The organism is Acinetobacter sp. ABJ_C1_1, assembly GCF_044684115.1.
Taxonomy (GTDB): domain Bacteria; phylum Pseudomonadota; class Gammaproteobacteria; order Pseudomonadales; family Moraxellaceae; genus Acinetobacter; species Acinetobacter nosocomialis_A.
The window spans coordinates 1-20,332 of record NZ_JBITPU010000026.1 but is presented as its reverse complement, the minus strand read 5'-3'; the positions used below and the strand labels follow the sequence as shown (position 1 = coordinate 20,332).

General features: G+C 37.1%; 17 protein-coding genes and 2 pseudogenes. 10 read left to right on the top strand and 9 right to left on the bottom strand.

Annotated features, from left to right (window positions below):
* Positions 1 to 421 precede the first annotated feature (421 nt).
* Both ACG59Z_RS18260 and ACG59Z_RS18255 read left to right on the top strand, forming a co-directional pair.
* Positions 422 to 874, top strand: coding sequence for a TIR domain-containing protein (locus ACG59Z_RS18260; protein ID WP_400200649.1), 453 nt, complete (start codon positions 422 to 424; stop codon positions 872 to 874).
* A gap of 3 nt (positions 875 to 877) precedes the next feature.
* Complete coding sequence (locus tag ACG59Z_RS18255; protein ID WP_400200648.1) at positions 878 to 1,501, top strand: hypothetical protein; 624 nt, start codon at positions 878 to 880, stop codon at positions 1,499 to 1,501.
* Here the strand turns inward: ACG59Z_RS18255 and ACG59Z_RS18250 are convergent.
* Entirely contained in the window at positions 1,493 to 2,203 is a 711-nt protein-coding gene (locus ACG59Z_RS18250; protein WP_400200647.1) for a dCTP deaminase domain-containing protein, read from the bottom strand. The genes ACG59Z_RS18255 and ACG59Z_RS18250 overlap by 9 nt on opposite strands.
* A gap of 2 nt (positions 2,204 to 2,205) precedes the next feature.
* Positions 2,206 to 3,546, bottom strand: coding sequence for a hypothetical protein (locus tag ACG59Z_RS18245; RefSeq protein ID WP_400200646.1), 1,341 nt, complete (start codon positions 3,544 to 3,546; stop codon positions 2,206 to 2,208).
* Positions 3,547 to 3,821: 275 nt separating this feature from the next.
* Between ACG59Z_RS18245 and ACG59Z_RS18240 the strand changes: the two genes are divergently transcribed.
* From ACG59Z_RS18240 to ACG59Z_RS18230, 3 genes and pseudogenes are all read left to right on the top strand, one after another.
* Positions 3,822 to 4,874, top strand: coding sequence for a nucleotide kinase domain-containing protein (locus tag ACG59Z_RS18240; protein WP_400200645.1), 1,053 nt, complete (start codon positions 3,822 to 3,824; stop codon positions 4,872 to 4,874).
* 26 nt (positions 4,875 to 4,900) lie between these two features.
* A pseudogene (locus tag ACG59Z_RS18235) lies at positions 4,901 to 5,146 on the top strand (TetR family transcriptional regulator); the annotation flags it as partial.
* A 324-nt stretch (positions 5,147 to 5,470) separates the two neighbouring features.
* Positions 5,471 to 6,811 (top strand): aspartate aminotransferase family protein, encoded by a 1,341-nt coding sequence (locus ACG59Z_RS18230; protein WP_400200644.1) that lies wholly within the window; start codon positions 5,471 to 5,473, stop codon positions 6,809 to 6,811.
* 154 nt (positions 6,812 to 6,965) lie between these two features.
* Here the strand turns inward: ACG59Z_RS18230 and ACG59Z_RS18225 are convergent, their stop codons facing one another.
* The 3 genes from ACG59Z_RS18225 to ACG59Z_RS18215 form a co-directional block, all read right to left on the bottom strand.
* Positions 6,966 to 8,000, bottom strand: coding sequence for an AraC family transcriptional regulator (locus ACG59Z_RS18225; protein WP_198078839.1), 1,035 nt, complete (start codon positions 7,998 to 8,000; stop codon positions 6,966 to 6,968).
* 308 nt (positions 8,001 to 8,308) lie between these two features.
* Positions 8,309 to 9,634 (bottom strand): haloacid dehalogenase-like hydrolase, encoded by a 1,326-nt coding sequence (locus ACG59Z_RS18220; protein ID WP_400200643.1) that lies wholly within the window; start codon positions 9,632 to 9,634, stop codon positions 8,309 to 8,311.
* 74 nt (positions 9,635 to 9,708) lie between these two features.
* The gene (locus ACG59Z_RS18215) at positions 9,709 to 10,710 is read right to left on the bottom strand and encodes a phosphotransferase enzyme family protein (RefSeq protein WP_400200642.1); all 1,002 of its coding nucleotides are present in this window, start codon (positions 10,708 to 10,710) and stop codon (positions 9,709 to 9,711) included.
* Between the two features lie 181 nt (positions 10,711 to 10,891).
* Between ACG59Z_RS18215 and eat the strand changes: the two genes are divergently transcribed.
* The gene (gene eat / locus ACG59Z_RS18210) at positions 10,892 to 12,307 is read left to right on the top strand and encodes an ethanolamine permease (RefSeq protein WP_400200641.1); all 1,416 of its coding nucleotides are present in this window, start codon (positions 10,892 to 10,894) and stop codon (positions 12,305 to 12,307) included.
* Positions 12,308 to 12,383: 76 nt separating this feature from the next.
* Here eat and ACG59Z_RS18205 read toward each other — a convergent pair.
* Positions 12,384 to 12,461: pseudogene (locus ACG59Z_RS18205) on the bottom strand (transcriptional regulator); the annotation flags it as partial.
* A 236-nt stretch (positions 12,462 to 12,697) separates the two neighbouring features.
* Between ACG59Z_RS18205 and ACG59Z_RS18200 the strand changes: the two are divergent.
* Both ACG59Z_RS18200 and ACG59Z_RS18195 read left to right on the top strand, forming a co-directional pair.
* The gene (locus ACG59Z_RS18200; protein ID WP_400200640.1) at positions 12,698 to 13,762 is read left to right on the top strand and encodes a catalase family peroxidase; all 1,065 of its coding nucleotides are present in this window, start codon (positions 12,698 to 12,700) and stop codon (positions 13,760 to 13,762) included.
* 12 nt (positions 13,763 to 13,774) lie between these two features.
* A complete protein-coding gene (locus ACG59Z_RS18195; RefSeq protein WP_001180289.1) occupies positions 13,775 to 14,347 on the top strand; it encodes a cytochrome b in 573 nt (190 codons plus the stop codon).
* 147 nt (positions 14,348 to 14,494) lie between these two features.
* Here the strand turns inward: ACG59Z_RS18195 and ACG59Z_RS18190 are convergent, their stop codons facing one another.
* Positions 14,495 to 15,406: a LysR family transcriptional regulator gene (locus ACG59Z_RS18190; protein ID WP_400200639.1), complete on the bottom strand. Its 912-nt coding sequence runs from the start codon at positions 15,404 to 15,406 to the stop codon at positions 14,495 to 14,497.
* A gap of 98 nt (positions 15,407 to 15,504) precedes the next feature.
* Between ACG59Z_RS18190 and ACG59Z_RS18185 the strand changes: the two genes are divergently transcribed.
* Entirely contained in the window at positions 15,505 to 16,101 is a 597-nt protein-coding gene (locus ACG59Z_RS18185) for an NAD(P)H-dependent oxidoreductase (protein ID WP_400200638.1), read from the top strand.
* A gap of 56 nt (positions 16,102 to 16,157) precedes the next feature.
* Here the strand turns inward: ACG59Z_RS18185 and pobR are convergent, their stop codons facing one another.
* Entirely contained in the window at positions 16,158 to 16,973 is an 816-nt protein-coding gene (pobR, locus tag ACG59Z_RS18180) for an IclR family transcriptional regulator PobR (protein WP_001139491.1), read from the bottom strand.
* A 141-nt stretch (positions 16,974 to 17,114) separates the two neighbouring features.
* Here pobR and pobA point away from each other — a divergent pair, with 141 nt between their 5' ends.
* The gene (pobA, locus tag ACG59Z_RS18175) at positions 17,115 to 18,329 is read left to right on the top strand and encodes a 4-hydroxybenzoate 3-monooxygenase (protein WP_400200637.1); all 1,215 of its coding nucleotides are present in this window, start codon (positions 17,115 to 17,117) and stop codon (positions 18,327 to 18,329) included.
* Between the two features lie 148 nt (positions 18,330 to 18,477).
* Here pobA and alr read toward each other — a convergent pair whose 3' ends face one another.
* Positions 18,478 to 19,770 (bottom strand): alanine racemase, encoded by a 1,293-nt coding sequence (gene alr / locus ACG59Z_RS18170; protein ID WP_400200636.1) that lies wholly within the window; start codon positions 19,768 to 19,770, stop codon positions 18,478 to 18,480.
* Positions 19,771 to 20,332: the final 562 nt, after the last annotated feature.

Genomic DNA, 20,332 nt, shown 5'->3' with positions numbered 1-20,332 from the left:
AGAAAATGGTCTATCAATATCTCGCGTTAAATATTGCCTAAATTTGCTAATATTTTTGAAATGTACTGCATGGTCATCTGGATGCCATACGAAACTTATAGCTAGGGGGGAGGAAGAATTTGAATTCATTTTATATATTTTAACAAGAAATTTTTTATATTTTACATAATAAATTATTGATTTCTACTTTGAAATTAATAAGTAGTATTATTTACAAATCGATTTCTTAAATATACTATGAAAGAATGTAATTAAAAATTTTCTAAAGAAGTCTAATTTTTATTTCATAAGTTGTTTATTTTATAAGGTTTTTTGTGAAAAAATAAAGTCATTTTTACTGATTGTTTATACAGTTTTTATAGGCTTTTGTTTGATAAATAGAGACCATTAATTACAAACTATAGTATTTGTGAGCTTAAATATGGCAAGAAAAAATATTTTTATAAGTCATGTACATGAAGATGATGATGGCTTAAAAAAGACTAAAGATTTAATCAAGACAAAGGGGTTTGAAGTCAGAGATTTTTCTATCAACTCAAGCAAGCCTAATAGTGCTAAGGCAGAGGATTATATTAAATATAAAATCTTGGCGCCTAGAATCAAGCAATGTTCTACACTTATGGTTTATATAACTCCTCAGACTAAAAATAGTTATTGGGTTAATTGGGAAATTGAATATGCTCAAAAACTAGGTTTAAGAATTGTTGGAGTTTGGGCACATGGTCATCAAGGCTGTGAAGTACCTGAAGAGTTAGAAAATTATGCTGATGCTATTGTTGGTTGGAATAGTGAATGTTTAGTTAATGCAATTAATGGTGAAAATACTTTTGAGGGATATAATTCACCTGTTGTTGCTAGACATCTATGTGGTTAAGAAATGAAAATTATTTCTTATGTAGTTAGGCGCGACTATGGTTTCGCTCCTAATCCCTTTTTTGAATATTGTACTTTGGCTACCTGTAAGCCAGATATTCGAAAAAGTGCGGTTGTAGGAGATTGGATTATTGGTACAAGTTCTATTTCGACTGGAAGTTTAAATAAGTTAATATTTGCAATGAAAGTTACAGAAAAATTAACTTTCAATGAGTATTGGAGTGACCCAAGGTTTATTGATAAGCGACCTATTTTAGATCGTAGTAGAAAGTACCAATATGGAGATAATATTTACCATAAAGAAAATTTAGAATGGATTCAATTACCATCGCATCACACTGAAGAGGATGGCAGCCCAAATTATAAGAATATAAAGAAAGATACTAAAGTTGATAATGTGCTGATTAGTAATTATTTTTACTATTTTGGGAGAAATAGTATTTTAATACCTGCAGAATTTTCAGAAATTATCAAAAAGGGCCCAAGTTGTAAGTATGTGGATAAAAAATTACATGCTAATTTCTTGAACGTTTTCTTAGGTCAATTTCCATTAGGGATAAATGGTTCACCATTTGAGTGGAAAAACTTACATCGAGATAAAAATCCTCAACTTATGTTTTCATTTTAAAAGTCTAATAATGACTATAACTAATGAAATAAAAGTAAAAATTAATAAACCAGTTCTAACTAGCAGCTTGCCCTCGATAGCATGTACTTCTTTTTTGATCTCTATTATTTCTTTATTATATTTCTCTTTTAGATCTTCAATATCTTTCTTTAATTTAAATGGAGAAAATATATCACCAGTCATATCAGTAATTTTATCACTTGAAATGCTGGTTATAGGTTTATCCTTTTTTACATATTTATTATTTGCATAATTTCCATTAATAATACCTTCTTGATCCAAGTCAGCGTACCAAATTAAGGCAAAAGGGTTACCTTTTTCAAGAACAACATCACTGGGACCAGCATTATAAACAGAGAATGTAAGTTTTCCTCGCCAACCTGGATCGACGTGGAAGCCTGATACATTGATTAAACCTTTATATTTATATTTGGCTTTAAATGAGATAAAGGCAATATTTTGGTAAGGAACATGAATCTCCTCTTCTGTAATCAGTAGAGCAAATTGCCCTTTAGGAATTATGAACTGAGGTTCTTCAACTGTAAGAATTTTCTTGACCTTACTATCAGCTTCAGAATTAGGAGTAATATAAACTTCACTACCGATAGTTAACACTAAAGAAGCACAATCTATAGCCGTATAGGGGTGATAAGGAACTAAAATCTTTTTGTTCTTATGTAGTTTGTTACCGCTCCAAAACATTTTTATATAACCTTATAACCATCTTTATAATTTCCATAATCTTCAAAATATTCATGTCTTTGTTCGACTTCATACATTCGATCTGCAATAAGATTTTCTATACCGTTAATATTATAAATAAAACATAAGGTGATAAGAATTTCAAAAATATCAATTACATATTGATTGAAATTTGCTCTAAATTCATGTTTTTCTACATGATCTAATGATTCTACAGTTTTTAATATTTTGCTAGCAAGAATACACATATCCATAGCCAAATCTAAACCATGTTGTGAAGCTTCTTGCGTGTAAGCTTTCCGCGTCAAATATTCTTGCGCGATCGTATCCCTTAACTCATGAAGATTCGCTAACTGAAGGTGAGCAGGGCTTAAATGTTTGCTTATTCGATATACAAAAATATTCGCATACGAGAAGTTTATAATTAATGAATCAATTACATATTTATGAATCTTCACTAAATCTGGATTAGTATCACGTATAGTCTCTAGTATTTGCCCGCTATATTTTCCAATATGGGCCGCCATATGTTTTGCCTTACCTTGCGTACTTAAAACCCAAACATCTTTATGGTAACGATCATCATGAGACATTTGTTTTATTTCAAGTTCTTTGAGAATTTCTTGAGCTGACATATGCAAAAAACCAAATTTACCCTTAGCACATTGTATAAGATAACATAATTTTTTATTACTCTTAGAGTCTTGTACAGGATTACTTGAACAATCGAGCGGAATAGCTTTTTTTTTGTAAAAGATACATTCTGTATTCTTTGCTAGAATGTATACGCAAAGATATTGAAATGAATTTAGAAGTAGCCAAATAGAAAGCGCGAATAAAACACAGTAGAGAATGAAAATATAAACATTCAAGGTCGATGAAGAAAAAAATATCATCGAAACAATGAACAAGCTTAAGATAAGAGGGTAGATAAAACATTTTTTGAAAACATTATTTTTTTGCTCTAAAATGTGTAAGTAATTATTTCCTTCAATATCAGGTACTTTTATTAAATTTCCTGTGAAATTAAAAAGATACATGACAAAATTGATGTTGCTAATCTCTCGTTTGAGACAATAAGCTATAAATCGTCCACTTACATTGGGAAGATTTGAGATCTTTTGGGCATATATTTCTCTTATCTGAAGATTTTGGCTAAGAGAGGATTTTGTAAATTTTGTTTTAAATTCTTTTAGGAGTTTTTCTTGTTCAAAGATTTGGTTTGAAGAAGAGGTAATAGAATATCTTTTAAAAAAAAGCTGTATTGTAAAAATCACATAGCATAATAATGGGGATATAACAATATACTTTATAAAAAAATAAAACGATTCCTCAAAATTCATTTGTCGTTGGGTCCAGTTAGTGGGGTGATTTAATTAATAAAAATTTTAAATGATTTGGATAAAAAAATAACTATTTTATAAAAAATATTTGTTTTTTAAATAATTAGAGGATGAAAGTATCTCAAATATATATTCAAAACTATCGCCATAGTTTTCATAGGCATTACTACAAAAACTATTGTACAATCAAAAGATTTAAATTGCGATCAAAAGAGCTTTGTTTAGTTCATTTGCCTAAGTAATTTATTGCCATAATTTAAATTGAGCCTTAACTAGTGATTTATATTAAACACCAATTGAATTCTCTCGTAAATAATGATGTAGATTCTTTCAAGTATTTAAAGTCATTAGATACATCTCCTGTATATGAAACATATTGGAAGTTTGCGTGTAAAAGACAAGACATTTATTTTAATCGATTAAGCAAGAAGGATTTGCCATGGACGGAGGATCCTGTACTTAAAATTCATAAATTTACTAATGCTTATCGTGCTGCAGATCGGGTAAGCCAATATTTAATTAAAAATGTAATTTATAGAGATGATTTGCCAAATTCTGCAGAAGAAATTTTTTTTAGAATTATGCTTTTTAAATTATTTAATAAAATAGAAACTTGGCAACTCCTTGAAAAGAAATTAGGTGCGATAACCTATAAGAATTATTCTTTTAAAATTTATGATGCCATCTTTCAAAAGGCTATGGAAAGTAAGACTAGGATTTATTCAGCAGCTTATATCATGCCTTCTGGGAGTAGTAGTTTTGGGTTTTCGAAAAAACATCAGAATCATTTACAATTATTGGAGATGATGATGAATGATAATTTAGCTGGGAAGCTAGCTAGAATTACTAAAATGAAACAAGCTTTTGAACTCATGAGGTCCTATCCAACTTTAGGTGATTTTTTAGCTTATCAATTTATTACTGATATAAATTACAGTGAGCTTACGGATTTTTCAGAAATGGAATTTGTGATACCTGGGCCAGGGGCTAAAGATGGCCTAAAAAAATGTTTTAAGAGTAATAATGTCAATGAACAAGAGTTAATACGGTTTATGGCAAATCATCAAGAACAAGAATTTAATAGATTAGGCCTTCATTTTCAGTCTTTATGGGGACGACCTTTGCAACTAATAGATTGTCAAAATTTATTTTGTGAAGTTGATAAATATTCAAGAATAGTCCATCCAGAGATAGTAGGTATATCCGGTAGAACACGTATTAAACAGAAATATTCTTGTACAAGAGACCTTGAACTTCCATGGTTTCCTCCAAAATGGAATATCAATGAAAAAATACATCGCACATCAATTATGGTTAATTCCAATTAATATCCATAGTAAAAGTGTATAGGTAGACCTATCCTAAAGCCTATATAACCGCAGTGAGATATCGCACATGGCTGCTTAATGAAATCTATATCCAGCTTATAAAACTAAAAACTGATGCGACTTTTCAAGACGCCAAACTATTTTTATATATGATTGAAGGCGCAATTATTCAGCTTTTAAGTTCAGATGGGGCAATCGATCGGGAAAAGATGTGGGATGGTTTTCTAAATTCTTTTGCTAAAAATTTTAGCCCACGATTAGGGGAAGCATAAGCTCTAATGATAAATAGCGATTAGATGAACTTTAAGAGTTGGCATCTATCATATAAAGCCAATTAGAGTCACTCCAGACGTGTAGTGGTAACAAGTTTGAGTTACTGTAAAAAAGAATAGTTGAGCGTTGTAATATCAGACCAATAAGTTGACTTCAAATCGTGGCTTAAGTGGTCTGAGGTCAAGTTTTTTTAAAGATACTTCAGCAATATGGTTTGCGTAACTTCAATCAAATACTGAAATATTTCGAATCAGCTTATGAGTTGCCTACGTCAGTCATCGTCTCGCGCAAAAGTATGCTGAATATAAATAGAGGAGTCATTCATGGGTACGCGTTCAACCATTATGGATACCAATAGCTTTCGTCCAGAACATGCTGCTGATCTGGACCATGCTACCCGCAAACTGACCGATAAAAGAAATAAAATTTTAGGTGAATCCTATCGCTTGTTTTATCGTAATCCCGTGCATCTGGTAAAAGGACAGGGGCAATATTTATGGGATGCAGCAGGTCATCAATATCTGGATGTTTACAACAATGTTGCCAGTATTGGTCATTGTCATCCTGCGGTGATTGAAGCGGTAAATGAGCAAATGAAAATGCTCAATACCCATACCCGTTATTTACATGAAAATATTTTGGATTATACCGAAGAACTTTTACAAACCACTCCTGATGAAATTGACCGTGCTATGTATATGTGTACTGGCTCAGAAGCGAATGATTTAGCGATTCGTATTGCCCGTGAATATAGCGGTGGTACAGGAATCATTGTGTCTCAAGAGTCGTATCATGGAACCAGTAGCTTAACCTCAGGATGCTCTCCAGCGCTTGGAACTGAGCAGCCTTTAGATACTACAACTCGCCTAGTTCCAGCACCCGATTATTATCGAATTCAAACTGATGATTTAGGTACATGGTTCGCGCAGCAAATCCAACAGCAAATTGATGATATGAATGCAAAAGGGATCAAGTTTGCAGGTTTTTTAGCGGACTCAATATTTTCTTCTGACGGTGTCATGCCTAATCCTGTTGGGTTTTTACAAAAAGCGGTTGATGTTGTGCATGCCAATGGTGGTATCTTTATTGCTGATGAAGTACAACCGGGTTTTGCGCGCACTGGCGATTCCTTCTGGGGCTTTGGTCGCCACAATGTTGTGCCTGATATCATTACCACAGGTAAACCAATGGGTAACGGAGTTCCTGTGTCAGGGCTTTTAGCCAAGAGTGAAGTCCTTGCTGCTTTTAGCGATAAAATTCCATATTTTAATACGTTTGGTGGTAATCCTGTTTCTATGGCAGCGGCACAGGCTGTACTTAAAGTCATTCAGGAAGAAGAGTTGCAAACCCATAGCAAATATGTGGGAGGGCTACTTCTCAAAGAACTCACTAAACTTATGGATAAACATGAGATGGTGGGCGATGTCCGTGGCGCTGGTCTGTTTATAGGATTTGAACTGGTTAAAGATAGAGTCACAAAAGAGCCGAATAAAGCATTAGCTTTGAATCTTATTGAAGAGCTCAGAAATACTCATCGAGTTTTAACCTCAGTTGCAGGTCCTTATGGCAACGTATTAAAACTGCGCCCACCTTTGGCTTTCCAAATAAAAGACATCGATTGGTTAGTCGGTGCTTTGGATCAAGCCTTAACAAAATTAAAGTAAGTCACTTTAAATATAAAAAATACCCTTCAAGTTGGATGTTAAATCTAATTTGAGGGGTATTTTGTTGTTCAATTATCTTATGTGTCTTTAGAAAATATCTCGAATTACTTAAATAATAAAAAGGCCTTTATTCAAGGCCTGTATTTGCGATGTTTTAGTGTCTTAATTGACGTGGTGTAACACCAAACCAGCGTTTAAATGCACGTGATAGAGCACTTACTTCTGAATAACCTAACAAGAATGCCATTTCTGAAATTGGAATATTTTTTTGTTTAATATAATGTTCGGCCAATTCACAACGAACCTGATCGACTAAATGGGTAAAGGTGAGTCCTTCATTTTTTAAACGGCGGGTAAGGGTGCAACTCGTTAAACCAATATCATGAGCGATTTTTTCAAGGTTTGGTTCACCTTCACTGAGTTCAAGTTGGATGTGAGAGCGAACCTGATCTGCAAGACTTTGACTTGGTGAAGAGCGATTGAGTAAAAGCAGCGTATCTAAAATCACTGTTAATAAAATAGAATCACGCCCCGGCATAGTATGCTGGACGTCTTTTTTTGAAATAATGATGGAGTTAAAAGGCTGATCAAAATAAACAGGCGCGTTAAATAATTTGCTGTGTTCTTGCCAAAATTCAGGTCGAGTATGCTCAAAGTGAATCGCACGAGGTGAATAATGAGGGCCCATCACTTCACGAATCACATTCATAAACATGCCCATGGTCAGTTCTGCATCTTGGCGTCGAGTTAAAATCGCACCGTGTTGAACCTGATAATCTATGCGCCAGCTATCTCCTAAATCTACCATTCGATTAAGTGTATCTTTCTGATGCAAATAAAAATTATTGGTCATGTTCATGAGTGCAGACTCTAATGTGTTTGAACAAAGACCAATGTACCCAATGAGCCCTAATGATTTGGGTTGAAACTGTTGACCATAATGCAGGCCAAAATTATCACAACCAGAAACTAGTGCTGCCTGTTCTAGCACCTTGCAATAATTGGGCAGTTGTAAGCTCAACGTTGGGCTAATTAAAAGTTCAGGATTAATACCACTAATACCTAAAACGCGATCAACATCTGCACCTTTTTGACGAATAAACTCGCTTAATCCAGAGGCAGCTGCAGACAATACACCTTGATTACACATATTTGAATCGACAAGATGAGCTGGGTTGAGATGTAACATGTCAAGTCTCATGATATTTATTCCTAACTATTCTTATATTAAGCAAAAGCCATACCAGTTTTTGCTTACGTCCTTGATTTTGTGTTGTTAAAAGTTTTTATAAAATAATAACTTATGTTTTGCTGTTTTAAGTTTCAGGCTTGATTCTTTAAGAAGAGATCAAGAGTTGTATTTAAGGTTGGGTAGCGAACTAAAAGAAGGCAGAAAATGCATTAGAGATAGGCAAACAGGGCAGAACTAAAACAAGAAATTAAGCGGCTTCTCATGCATACAACATGTATTGTAGGCATGAGAAAATAAGTGAAATATTAATTTTTTGTAGTTTTTGCCGTTTGTGCGCCATAACTTAAACTGGCCATTGAGGGTCTAAATTGACCTGTATTGGCATCGCGGCCCTGTAGTAAGAACTTAGTATTGGCTTGACCGTAGCTCTGCACAGCCTGCTGAGAAAACTTTCCAATATCAGAACTCGGACTGCGCAATCGATTGATAATTAGAACCTTCTGAGTCGCCGCAAAATCTTGCATCATATTTTGATCGCCTTCACTGTCACCTGCGATAAAAATTGGCCCATAACCATATTTAGAGACTAAAAAACGCTGGATGGTTGCGGTTTTGCCTTTACCTTGAGTTTGCGCATAGCCATGACGAAACTCGGGTAAAATTCGATTTTGAGTATCTCGTTCTAGCTCCATGGCGTAGGCATTTTTTTCATTAATGTTATAGCCGATCTCTGGATTAGAAATAATCTCCTTAATCACATCAATAAAAGATGCCGAGCAGACATAGACATCAATGCCATTGTCCTGAAAGGCCTTAAATAGATTTTGCATTTCACGGTATGGTCTTAAACCATTTTCCCAAGTAGTTTTCACAACGCCTGCTTGGCCTGAAAGCGCTGCGGGGGAAGTCCATGTCACGGGTCCAATCGGTTGCTGCATTTGCCAAGCCACTGTTGCTTTTACCAAATTACGGACTTCTTGTTCGGTAAGTCCAGTAAATAAATAAGTGACCCACGGATATGCAACTTCATGATCAAAGGTGTCTCCAATCGCTGCATAGAGATATCTCATTTTAGTAATGAAATCGAGATAATGTGGATCTTGTTTAATTTGATCGAGACTTTGCTTACCTTTGAGACCGCTATAGTGGTGATAAAGCCATGAGTAGCTCGCAATAATATCAGGGGCGATTTTATCAATATTGACGGCTTGGCCTTGCTGGTTATTGTAGGCCGCTTCAAAGTTTTGCGAGCTAATTCCTTTACGAATAATCTGATTAAGCTGATCTGGCGTAACATTAAAGGTTAAGTGTTCAAGCTGATAAATTAAAGTTGCTTCTTCGATGTCTAAAAATACCGAGGTATTGTCAAAGTCAGTGACAATATACGGGCGTTTGTCAGGATTGTAGTTCGGGCTATCTTTTCCATAGGTAGCAATTAATTGGTTAAGCTGGTCAAAGTTAAAAGCGTCCCATTGACCTTTTTGGATATATTCCTTTTTGGGAATAGCGACTGCGGGAGATGTGCTTTGTATAGGGTTATAGTTACATGCGCTTAGAGCAATCATACTTGCCAGACTACTGGTGAGTAATAGTGCTTTGGCAACTTTGCTCAGTTGATGGTTAGCTTGCATAAACCCTTCCTTTAAATTCTATAAAATTTAAAAACTAAAAATTGAAAATGAGGAAAAGCGATCTAAATCACTTTTCAAATTCCTACAGGCATTTGTCCGTTTAAATATTTTTTGCAGAGACGCACAGTTTCATTGGACCATTGATCCCCAAGACTTTGAGCCATTTCTGTTTGTGCGTGAGAACCATTCCAAGCCATCATTTGAATGCGGCGTTGCATGATAAAAGTTGGGATCATTTCATATTCTTCAGACTGAATATGACCTACGCGCTCGTAGCCTTTTAACCAGTAATCAACCCAATGAGGCGCATTGGCATAATGTTCATTGAAGCTAATCGCAGCAGCGAGATCATGCATAAACCAGCTCATGCCGCAGTCATCAAAATCGATCACACCGATACGTTCTTGTTGTAGTAATAAATTGGTTAAACGCAAATCGGCATGAATCAGACCATAGCGTTCTTGGGTTTTGCCAAAGAAATTTAAATCTTTCGCGATTTGTGCAATGGCTTCTTCAATCACGCCGTGATCTTGTGGTCTTAAATGAGGGGCATTTTTCCAGTTTCCCCAGTGTCCATCTGCACCAATCATGGTTTCATGATTCCACACAATACGTTGAAAGTTTTCAGGCGCTTGCCATGTCTTACTATGTAGGTGCAACTTTGCGGTAATTTGTCCTAATTGCTCAAATGCAGTAGGGTCGACTTCAACAGTCGGCATATCGCCCTCAACCCAGTTGAAAAGAACTGCATAACGATAAATATCATTCGATAGTTTCAAGGTAATGACGCGTTCACCCGATTGATCTGCAATCGCAACAGGAACTTGAATACCGCTGGCATTTAAAGCATCTAACCATTCAAGCTCACTTTGTATATCGAGTTTGCTGTGATAGTTCGGACGGTGAATTCGAAGTGCATATCGGGCAGATCCAGTCGAAACTTGATAGGTTGCATTTTCAGACTGACACAGTAGTTTGACCTGTCCTTGATAGTCTGATGGATACTGCTTAATTGCTTGTTCTGCCAGTATTTGTAATTGAACTTGGCTTAAAAATTCATTTTGTTCTACAGACATAACCCATCTCCTCAATTTAATTTTTAAACACGTTTCGTGTTGAGATGCCGTCGATCTTATAAAAGAAAAAATGAATCAACTTGACTTCAAGTGGTCGGGGAGATGTTTTGCTGTCAAGTTTTATGAATATCTTTTGCGCAACTATTGGTGGTGTAAATTTAGTCGATAAGGCAATACGACAATGAAAGAGTCTGAATTAAGCGTAGATGTTGGTGCTTTACAACAGGACGCAGAGTATTTTGCAAAACGTCAGTTGAAAAAGGGGGCAGTAGGTTGGTTACTTTTAGTGGGGCTGGGTGTCTCTTACGTCATTTCGGGTGACTTTGCAGGTTGGAATTTTGGGCTGGCACAAGGCGGCTGGGGAGGACTCTTTATTGCAACAGTCATCGTCGCGTTTATGTATCTTTGCATGAGCTTTGTAATGTCTGAGATGTCAACAATGTTGCCCACTGCTGGCGGTGGCTATAGTTTTGCCCGCGTTGCATTTGGTCCTTTTGGAGGATACCTCACAGGGACTGCAATTCTAATTGAATATGCAATTGCACCCGCTGCGATTGCCGTATTTATTGGGTCATATTGCCAATCACTCTTTGGCGTTGGCGGTTGGGCTGTTTATTTAATTTGCTATTTAGTTTTTATGGGTATTCATCTCAAAGGTGCAGGTGAAGCGCTTAAAATCATGTTTGGAATTACCGCCGTTGCTTGTATTGCACTGGTTGTATTCATTGTTGCGATGCTTCCACATTTTGACAGTGCGCGTTTATTTGATATTCCAGTCAGTTCTCATGCAGGTGCGAGTAGCTTTTTACCATTTGGCTATATGGGAATATGGGCCGCAGTACCTTATGCCATCTGGTTTTTTCTTGCAGTTGAAGGGGTGCCACTGGCAGCCGAAGAAGCAAAAGATCCAGTACGTTCGTTGCCACGAGGCTTGATTGGTTCAATGTTGATATTGGCATCGTTTGCACTTTTAATTTTATTTTTAGGAGCAGGCGCAGCGGGTTCAAATGCTTTAAAAAATTCAGGGGCACCTTTAGTTGATGCACTCATTGCGGTATATGGTCAGCACACATGGTTGGCAAGCTTTGTTAACTTTGTGGGTCTTGCTGGACTTGTCGCAAGTTTCTTCTCGATTATTTATGCATATTCGCGCCAGATTTTTGCATTATCACGTGCGGGATATTTGCCAAAAAACTTATCGCTTACCAATGAAAATAAAGCGCCATATTGGGCCATTATCATTCCGGGCATTATTGGCTTCTTACTCTCTTTAACAGGTGAGGGTGACTTGCTCATTTTAATGGCAGTATTCGGCGCAACCATTTCTTATGTGTTGATGATGCTCTCACATATCAAATTACGTTTGTCTCGCCCTGAATTGCCACGTCCGTATAAAACGCCTGGAGCAATATGGACGTCTTGTATCGCCTTGATTCTTGCTGCCGTTGCTGTAGTGGCAGGGTTAATGGTGAATCCAAAAGTTTGGTTATTAGCCGCGCTGATTTACGTTGGATTTATACTCTATTACTTATTATATAGCCGTCATCATTTGGTGAAAGGTACGCCTGAACAAGAGTTCGCTATGATTGATGACTGAGTTTGAATGCAGTAAAAATAGAGAGGCTTCGGCCTCTTTTTTAGCGCTTATAAGTTATATCTGGCTCATGGAATCAATTATTTTCGCCAGTAAAAAGATCATCTCTTCGGACTCTCTCTGCCAATGTGGGAACTTTTACATTTTTCGTTCCCATGCTTTATTTATCTCTATTCAAATGTTAATAAACTTAATAATAACCTCACGGTACGTAACTTATATGGCCCAGAAATAAATATTATATTAAGGCTTATCACTATTGGATCCAGAAATTTCGGGATTTTATTTACTTAGCTAATCTTGAACATAATTCCATCAAATTAAGTAATACTCTTTTTATAGGATCAAACTTTTCTTTATAAATGCAGCTATATAATTTACACAGGATGAAGAATGAATAATTTGAATTTTAAAACGCTAAAGAAGTACTGGCTGCGATTCGTGGGTATTGCTGTGATCGCAGGCGCTTTAGTATTGGCATTTGCTTGGACCGCTGGTCTATTTGGACACCGAACAACATCCAAAACTTTTTTGGGTGACACATTAAAAAACTTTGATCCCGGATATCGACGAGCACATGGTAAAGGTATTTGTTTTGATGGCACTTACCATAGTAATGGTGCGGCAGCAGCACTCTCTAAAGCCACTGTATTTGCCAAGTCTGATATACCAGCAATTGGCCGATTTTCTATTGGAAGCGGTAACCCGCATGCGGCAGATAATTCTACCGCAACAGTGAGTATGGCTTTATTACTTTCTCCAGCCGATCATTCGCAGTGGCGCATGAAATTAAACAACTTTCCTTATTTCCCGACTCGAAATGCTGAAGGTTTTTTGGCGCAGCAAAAAGCATTTAAACCAGTTCCGTCTACTGGGAAACCTGATCCAGCCCTTGTTGAGGCGTTTTTAAAAGAATATCCCGAAGCGCGTAAGTCTATTGAGCAAAAGGCCAAGATGCCATTAACTGGTAGTTTCAGCGGTGCAGAATTTTATGTCGTAAATGCCTTTATATTGCGGGCAGCCAATGGACAAGAACAGCCAGTCCGTTGGTCTATGCGTCCTCATTCAAAATTTATTAGTCTGACCAAAGAACAACGTGATCAAGCTGATCATGATTTCTTATTTAAAGACATCAAAAAACGTTTGGCTGAAGGGCCGCTCTATTGGGATTTAGTTTTGCAACTTGCCGAGCCAGGAGATCCAGTGAATGACCCATCTCAGCCTTGGCCAAAAGACCGTAAAGAAGTTATAGCCGGAACATTAGAAGTCAAAAATGTGACTGAACAGGTAAATGGCGCTTGTCGTGATATTAACTTTGACCCAACTTTGGTGCCACCTGGAATTGAGTTATCAGATGATCCAGTACTTGCAGCACGAGCGGCTATCTATTCACAGTCTTACAATGCTCGATTACGTGAAATTGGATTTGGCAAAGCAACGGATGCCGTGGGCAAATAGGAGAGATGAACAATGCAAAATAAATCTAACGATAATGCTCCACGTCATTTTAATTTAACTGCTCGAATACTGCATTGGCTTATGGCGGCAGCAATTTTAGCTATGCTATTTATTGGGGTAGGCATGACCACCTCAATGACTTGGCGTCCGTGGTTAATCGATATTCACCGTCCTTTAGGAATCGCAATCTTATTATTGGTCATCATAAGATTAATAAATCGACTCTGTTATCCAATTCCACCTTTGCCGCCGACTGTACCGCGCTGGCAGGCGTTTCTTGCTCATGCATCACATTGGCTACTTTATATTTTGATGTTTAGTTTGCCATTGCTCGGATGGGCAACGCTATCGGCAGGTAATTGGCCTGTCACTTTATTTCCGGGTTGGGACCTTCCGCCTATAGCACCCACTAACTCTACGCTTTACGCTTGGTTCCGTACTCTACACGGAATTTTGGCTTGGCTATTATTTGCTGTCGTTATTGGTCATTTATCTGCTGCATTATTACATGCATGGATTTATCGCGATGGCGTATTTTCGAGTATGGCTTTGGGGTCTTCTTCTAAAAAAGAGGAAGCTGATTAGTTTGCTTGAAAGTTTTCGATTGAAATACGAGTAAATTCTATTGAGCCACATCTTTGCATGTGGCTTTTTTCTAAAAAAGATTAAGTTTGATCTATATACATTATGACATTCACAAAGTAAGCATGACTGCAAAAGGCCTTGTTTATTTTAAGCTTGTCTGTTTAGTTCAGGGGGTAAGTGCTGCGCCAAATAATCAATTGCAAGACGGGTTTTCAGTGGCATAAAAGGTAGCGTAGGCCATACTAAATGTATTGGAAAAGCAATGCTCGACATGGTTTCTAACACTTGTATTAGCTTACCGTCCTTTAATTCATTTTGAATGAGCCAATCGGGAAGCCAAGCAATACCAGCTCCAGCAAGCGCTGCATTTTTAATGGCTTGCAGGTCATTTAAAAGAAGTTTTGCTTTCGGTTTAATAAATAAAGGCTCGCTATTTTCCTTTTGAAGTCGCCATTTTTGCATTTGACCAAAATGCGGATCGGCAATCGTCGCGTGATGGTCTAAGTCCTCAATATGTTCTAGGGGACCTGCTTTATTTAAATAGTCAGGTGAGGCACAAAGTAGCATCCGATGCTCACCAATCGGTTTGGCAACGAGCTGAGTGGTGTCAGGCAACGCCCCGATTCGAATGCATAAATCAAAACTTTCTTCGATCAAGTCTACATTTCTGTCATTAAATGAAATTTCTAGCTGTAAGTCCGCATGCTGCTGAGCAAATTTAACCATGAGCGGGGCAGCAAAGAGTTGCCCGAACAGCACTGGCACAGACACTCTTAATCGGCCTGTTGCGTTAATTTTCCCTTGGTCTAATAAAGCCGCAGCATTTTGTATTTCATTCACTGCTCGACGGCTATGTTCATAAAACAAAGCGCCTTCGTCAGTCATGCTGAGTGAACGTGTTGTCCTTTTAAATAAAGCCACACCAAGCTGATCTTCAAGGCGAGCAATATTTTTACTTATGGCTGAGCGAGTTAAATGCAATTGCTCGGCAGCTTTTACAAAGCTTCCAGCTTCGACCACCGTCACAAATATAGAAATTGCACTTAGCTCATGTTGCATGATTGTTGCCTAAATGGAACCAATGATAAGAAATAATATCACCACTGTTGAATTTATTGTGGGGTTAATATGGCATCATCAAAAACGTGGAGATGGTCATGGCTAAAATATTGGTATTAAAATCCAGCATTATGGGTGAGGGTTCACAAACTAATCGCTTAATTGATGTAATGCTTGAACATCGAAAAGATCAAGGTTTGCAAGATGACATTACCATACGCAATTTAGCTGAAATGAACCTGCCTGTATTAGATCTGGAAATCTTTCAGGCGCTTCGTGGGGCTGAAAATAACAATCAAGACCTTCAGCAAATAGTCGCTTTGTCTGATGAATTAATTGCTGAACTAAAAAGTGCTGATTTACTCATTATTGGCGCACCCATGTATAACTTAAATGTCCCGACTCAACTCAAAAACTGGTTTGATTTGGCGGCACGCGCAAGACAAACATTCCGCTATACCGAAACTTATCCGCAAGGTTTGGTTGAAGGAGTAAAAGCGGTGGTCGTAAGTAGTCGGGGTGGTATGCATGTTGGCCAAAAAACTGAGGCAGTAACGCCTTATCTCAAAGCGGTGTTAGGGCTAATGGGCATTCATGAAGTCGAATTTATTTATGCAGAAGGCCTAGACATGCAAGCCTATCGCAGCAATGCATTAGATCTGGCAAACCAGCAAGTTAAAGAATTCGCCATTTAAAATCATAAACTGAAACTCTTATATCTCTAATCGATGACAAGAGTTTCTACGTTTACTCAAATTACATTTCTAAGTTCATTTGCCGTGTTACGCAACAAGGGCAAAATTTGCTGAACCAAATAATCTTCTTGTACACGGTTAGTTTGAGACATGCAGTTAAGCGCTGCTATGGCTTGACCTTGGGCGTTAAATACGGGCACTGCAATCGCAATTACGCCAAGCTCATGTTCTTCTTTGGAAAGACAATAATCCGATAACGAAATACCCTTAAGCACTTCAAAAAACTTTGACTCATCTACTATGGTAAAAGGCGTTAAGCGTTTTAAACCGTAATTTTTTACCCACGTATGTTGGGCTTCTTCAGGTAGTGCTGCCAGTAAAACTTTACCCGTAGAAGTGGCATGGGCAGGGAGACGGTTTCCTAAATGCATACCATAAGGGCTAACGCGTAAATTATCTTGCTGTGGTAAATAACTACGGGCAATCGGCACCACTTCGTTATCGTCTAACACCACAATCGAGAAAGTCAGAGACGTCTGTGCACACAAAAGATTTAGAAAGGATTGAGCAACTTTCGGTAGGTGGGCAGAGCTTAAATAAGAACTCGAAAAACGCAGCACGCGATGAGTGAGCCAAAAGTAATGTTCATCTGTTTCTAAATAGCCTAAGTATTTTAAAGTTTTCAGATAACGCCTTGCCGCTGTACGGCTTATACCGGTTCGCTCAGCCACTTGAGTGACATTGAGCCGCTGCCGATCTGTTCCAAAAGCTTCAAGTAAAGCCAAGCCTTTTGCTAACCCTGCAATGTAGTCATCTTGACGAATTTTCTCATGCGAGTTCGGGTGCTCTAGAAAAGCATCGAGAGAAGGCATCCATTCATTCCTGTTATTTTGGTTGTTTCTGTCCGCTATTCGGACAAACTAGATGATAAACGGTTATTTTCGTCTTGGATACATAGTGAACAAAAGTTAAAGCCAGTAATTTAAAAGTCAGGATGAAACAAGGATGAAGTTATGGATATTTTAAAGACACAGGTTGCAATTATTGGATCTGGACCAGCAGGGTTATTGCTTGGGCAACTTCTATATAAAGCTGGCATTGATCATATTATTGTTGAGCAACGTAGTGCTGAATATGTGGCTTCACGGATTCGTGCAGGAATTTTAGAGCAAGTTTCGGTCGACTTACTCAAACAAGCAGGTGTTGACCAAAACTTAAAAGAAAAAGGATTACCACATTCGGGCATTGAAATTTTGACCAATGGTGAGTTACATCGGGTTGATTTGGCCGCACTCACGGGTGGAAAAAAAGTGACAGTATATGGTCAGACCGAAGTGACTAAAGATTTAATGACTGCACGTGAAGCAGAGCAGCTCACTTCATTTTATGAAGCTCAAAATGTACATGTGAAAGACTTTTATACTGCCCCAAAAGTTGAGTTTGAGTACCAAGGTAAAGCTTTTCAAATTCATTGTGACTTTATAGCAGGGTGTGATGGTTACCACGGTGTCTGCCGTGCCAGTGTGCCTCAAGATAAAATAAAGACCTTTGAAAAAGTGTATCCGTTTGGCTGGTTAGGCGTATTGGCCGATGTTCCACCTGTAGCCGATGAACTCATTTATGTACAGTCAGAGCGTGGTTTTGCTTTATGTAGTATGCGTTCAGAAACGCGTAGCCGCTATTATTTACAAGTCCCTTTAACAGATCATGTCGAAGACTGGTCGGATGAAAAGTTTTGGGATGAGTTAAAAAACCGCCTAGACCCTGAAAGCCGTGAAAAGTTAGTGACAGGACCTTCTATTGAAAAAAGTATTGCGCCGTTACGTAGCTTTGTGACAGAACCAATGCGTTTCGGAAAACTATTTTTAGCAGGTGATGCTGCGCATATTGTGCCACCGACAGGAGCAAAAGGTCTTAATCTCGCTGCATCTGATATTGCTTATTTATCAAGTGCACTCATTGAATATTATGTCGAAGGTTCCGAACAAGGTATAAATGAATACTCTGAAAAATGCCTGCAACGTGTATGGAAAGCGGAGCGTTTTTCTTGGTGGATGACTCATTTATTACATCGTTTTGAAACTGAAAGTGAGTTCGATCACAAGATTAAACAAGCCGAGTTGAGTTATGTACTGGGTTCGATTGCGGGTAAAACAACCTTAGCCGAAAACTATGTCGGTTTGCCTTATGAAATTAAGCAAATAGATCGTTTTAAGCATGCAAGCTAAAGACTAAATAAAAATAAAAAGGGCATAAAAATGCTCTTTTTTTATATAAGAATTTAAGTAGGATGTAATAGATTAAGGGATGTGGTCATACTAAAAGTAGCCCCGATACTTTTTGAAATATAGGGCTACTTATCAATTCACCTAAAGTTTACTCAGCGGTTGCTGCAACTTGATGATTACTGATTTGCGTTGATTGCTGAGATTGAATAGGTTTAATCACTTGTGGATTAGAGTTACTCCATGGAGTATAGGCCTCTGTCAAAATATGGCCTGTAAGACTCGTTAAATCACTAGATTGAACCTCAGCATTGCCTTGACGTCCAAATAATACAACTTCATCGCCCGCTTTGGCTTCTGGAATATCTGTTACATCAACCATAACAGTATTCATTGATACTCGACCAACCACTGGCGCTTTTTGTCCATTGACTAAGACAAAAGCTTTATTACTAAAACTACGACGGTAGCCATCCGAATAACCTACAGGCAAGTTTGCAAGTTTGGAGTCACGTGTCAACGTATAAGTTTGGTCATAACCTACAGTTGAACCTTTAAGGTAATTATTAACTGCAGCAATTTGTGTTTTAAATGCCATCATGCGTTTAAATTCAGGGTGATTAGGAAAATCTCCATAAATAATTGCGCCTGCACGGACCATATCTAAATGTGATTCAGGAACATTTACAGTAGCAAATGAATTTGCTGTATGTAATGTTAATTCTTTACGATTCAGTTTGGCTTTTTTAATCAACCATGCTGTTTGTTCATTAAATTGAGCTAGGCGCTCACGAACATATTTTTCATCTTCTACAGCATAATGGGTCATAATGCCGTCAATTTTAAGATTTGGAAGCTTAGTGATTGCAACAGCTTGTTCTTTACCTTGAGCTGTAGACATTTCAAGACCATTACGATCCATACCGCCCGAATTTAAAGCCAAGCTATAATGAACAGTTGTATTGTTCGCTTCTGCCCATTTAGAGATACGGGCAGCCTGATCATAATTACCCAAAAGCTCTTCAATATTTAAAGCATGTGCATTGATGATTTCACTATCTGTGGCTGTACGTAAACGTGTAATTTTGCCTTTATAGCCATGCTTACGAACCATCGCCGCTTCTGCATTACTGGTAATACCAATACACGATACGTTTAACTTCATAACACTCGGCATAAGTAGGTCAATACTATGCCCATATGCATTTGCTTTCATGACTACACAAAGTTGTGTTTTGCCATTAAGTAATTGATTTGTCCTTTTAATATTATCTTCAAAAGCTTGAGTATCAACTTCAATCCATGCATTGGCTGTAGGTGCAGGGCTGACTTCATTTGTGATATGAGGCGTAAGTAAAGGTGCAGCATGGGCAAATTGCATGGAACCGAATAATGCGAATGCACAGCTATAAGCGAGAAGCGAAAAATTTGTTTTAAGTTTCATGAGTTTTTTAATCTTTCCTGGCTGAATATGATTTAACGCTGGGTGGATTTTTATGGTTAAGTACAGAGATATAATTAATTTAAAATGTCACACGATTTGGTCGTAATAATACTTTCTCCTTAAAATATTATGGTCAGTGTTAAGTAAAATTTAATTTTGCTTAAACTGTATTCATAAAATACAAATGTGATTTTAAATAATCTTAATTAAATCTAAATATACATTTGTGAAAAAAACAAGAAGAAAAATCATTATATTTTTTTGAATGTTATTTTTTTAATCTAATTATTGGTGATATTTTTAATAACAATTTTTAAAATATAACATTTGGTAAATAATCAACTTTATTATTACAAGAGGTTTTTTATTTTTATTATTTATTAATTATGATTTTTTTATCATTCGGTAAAATATAAAAAACATATGGAGGTAAACATCCGAAACTTTGTTTTATAGCATGTGAAATATTAAAATTATTATATTTATCATGTTCTTATATTTGTTTATTGAAATTATTTAGAAATTTTTGGTTATACCGTGACAAATTTTTAAGCATCAAATG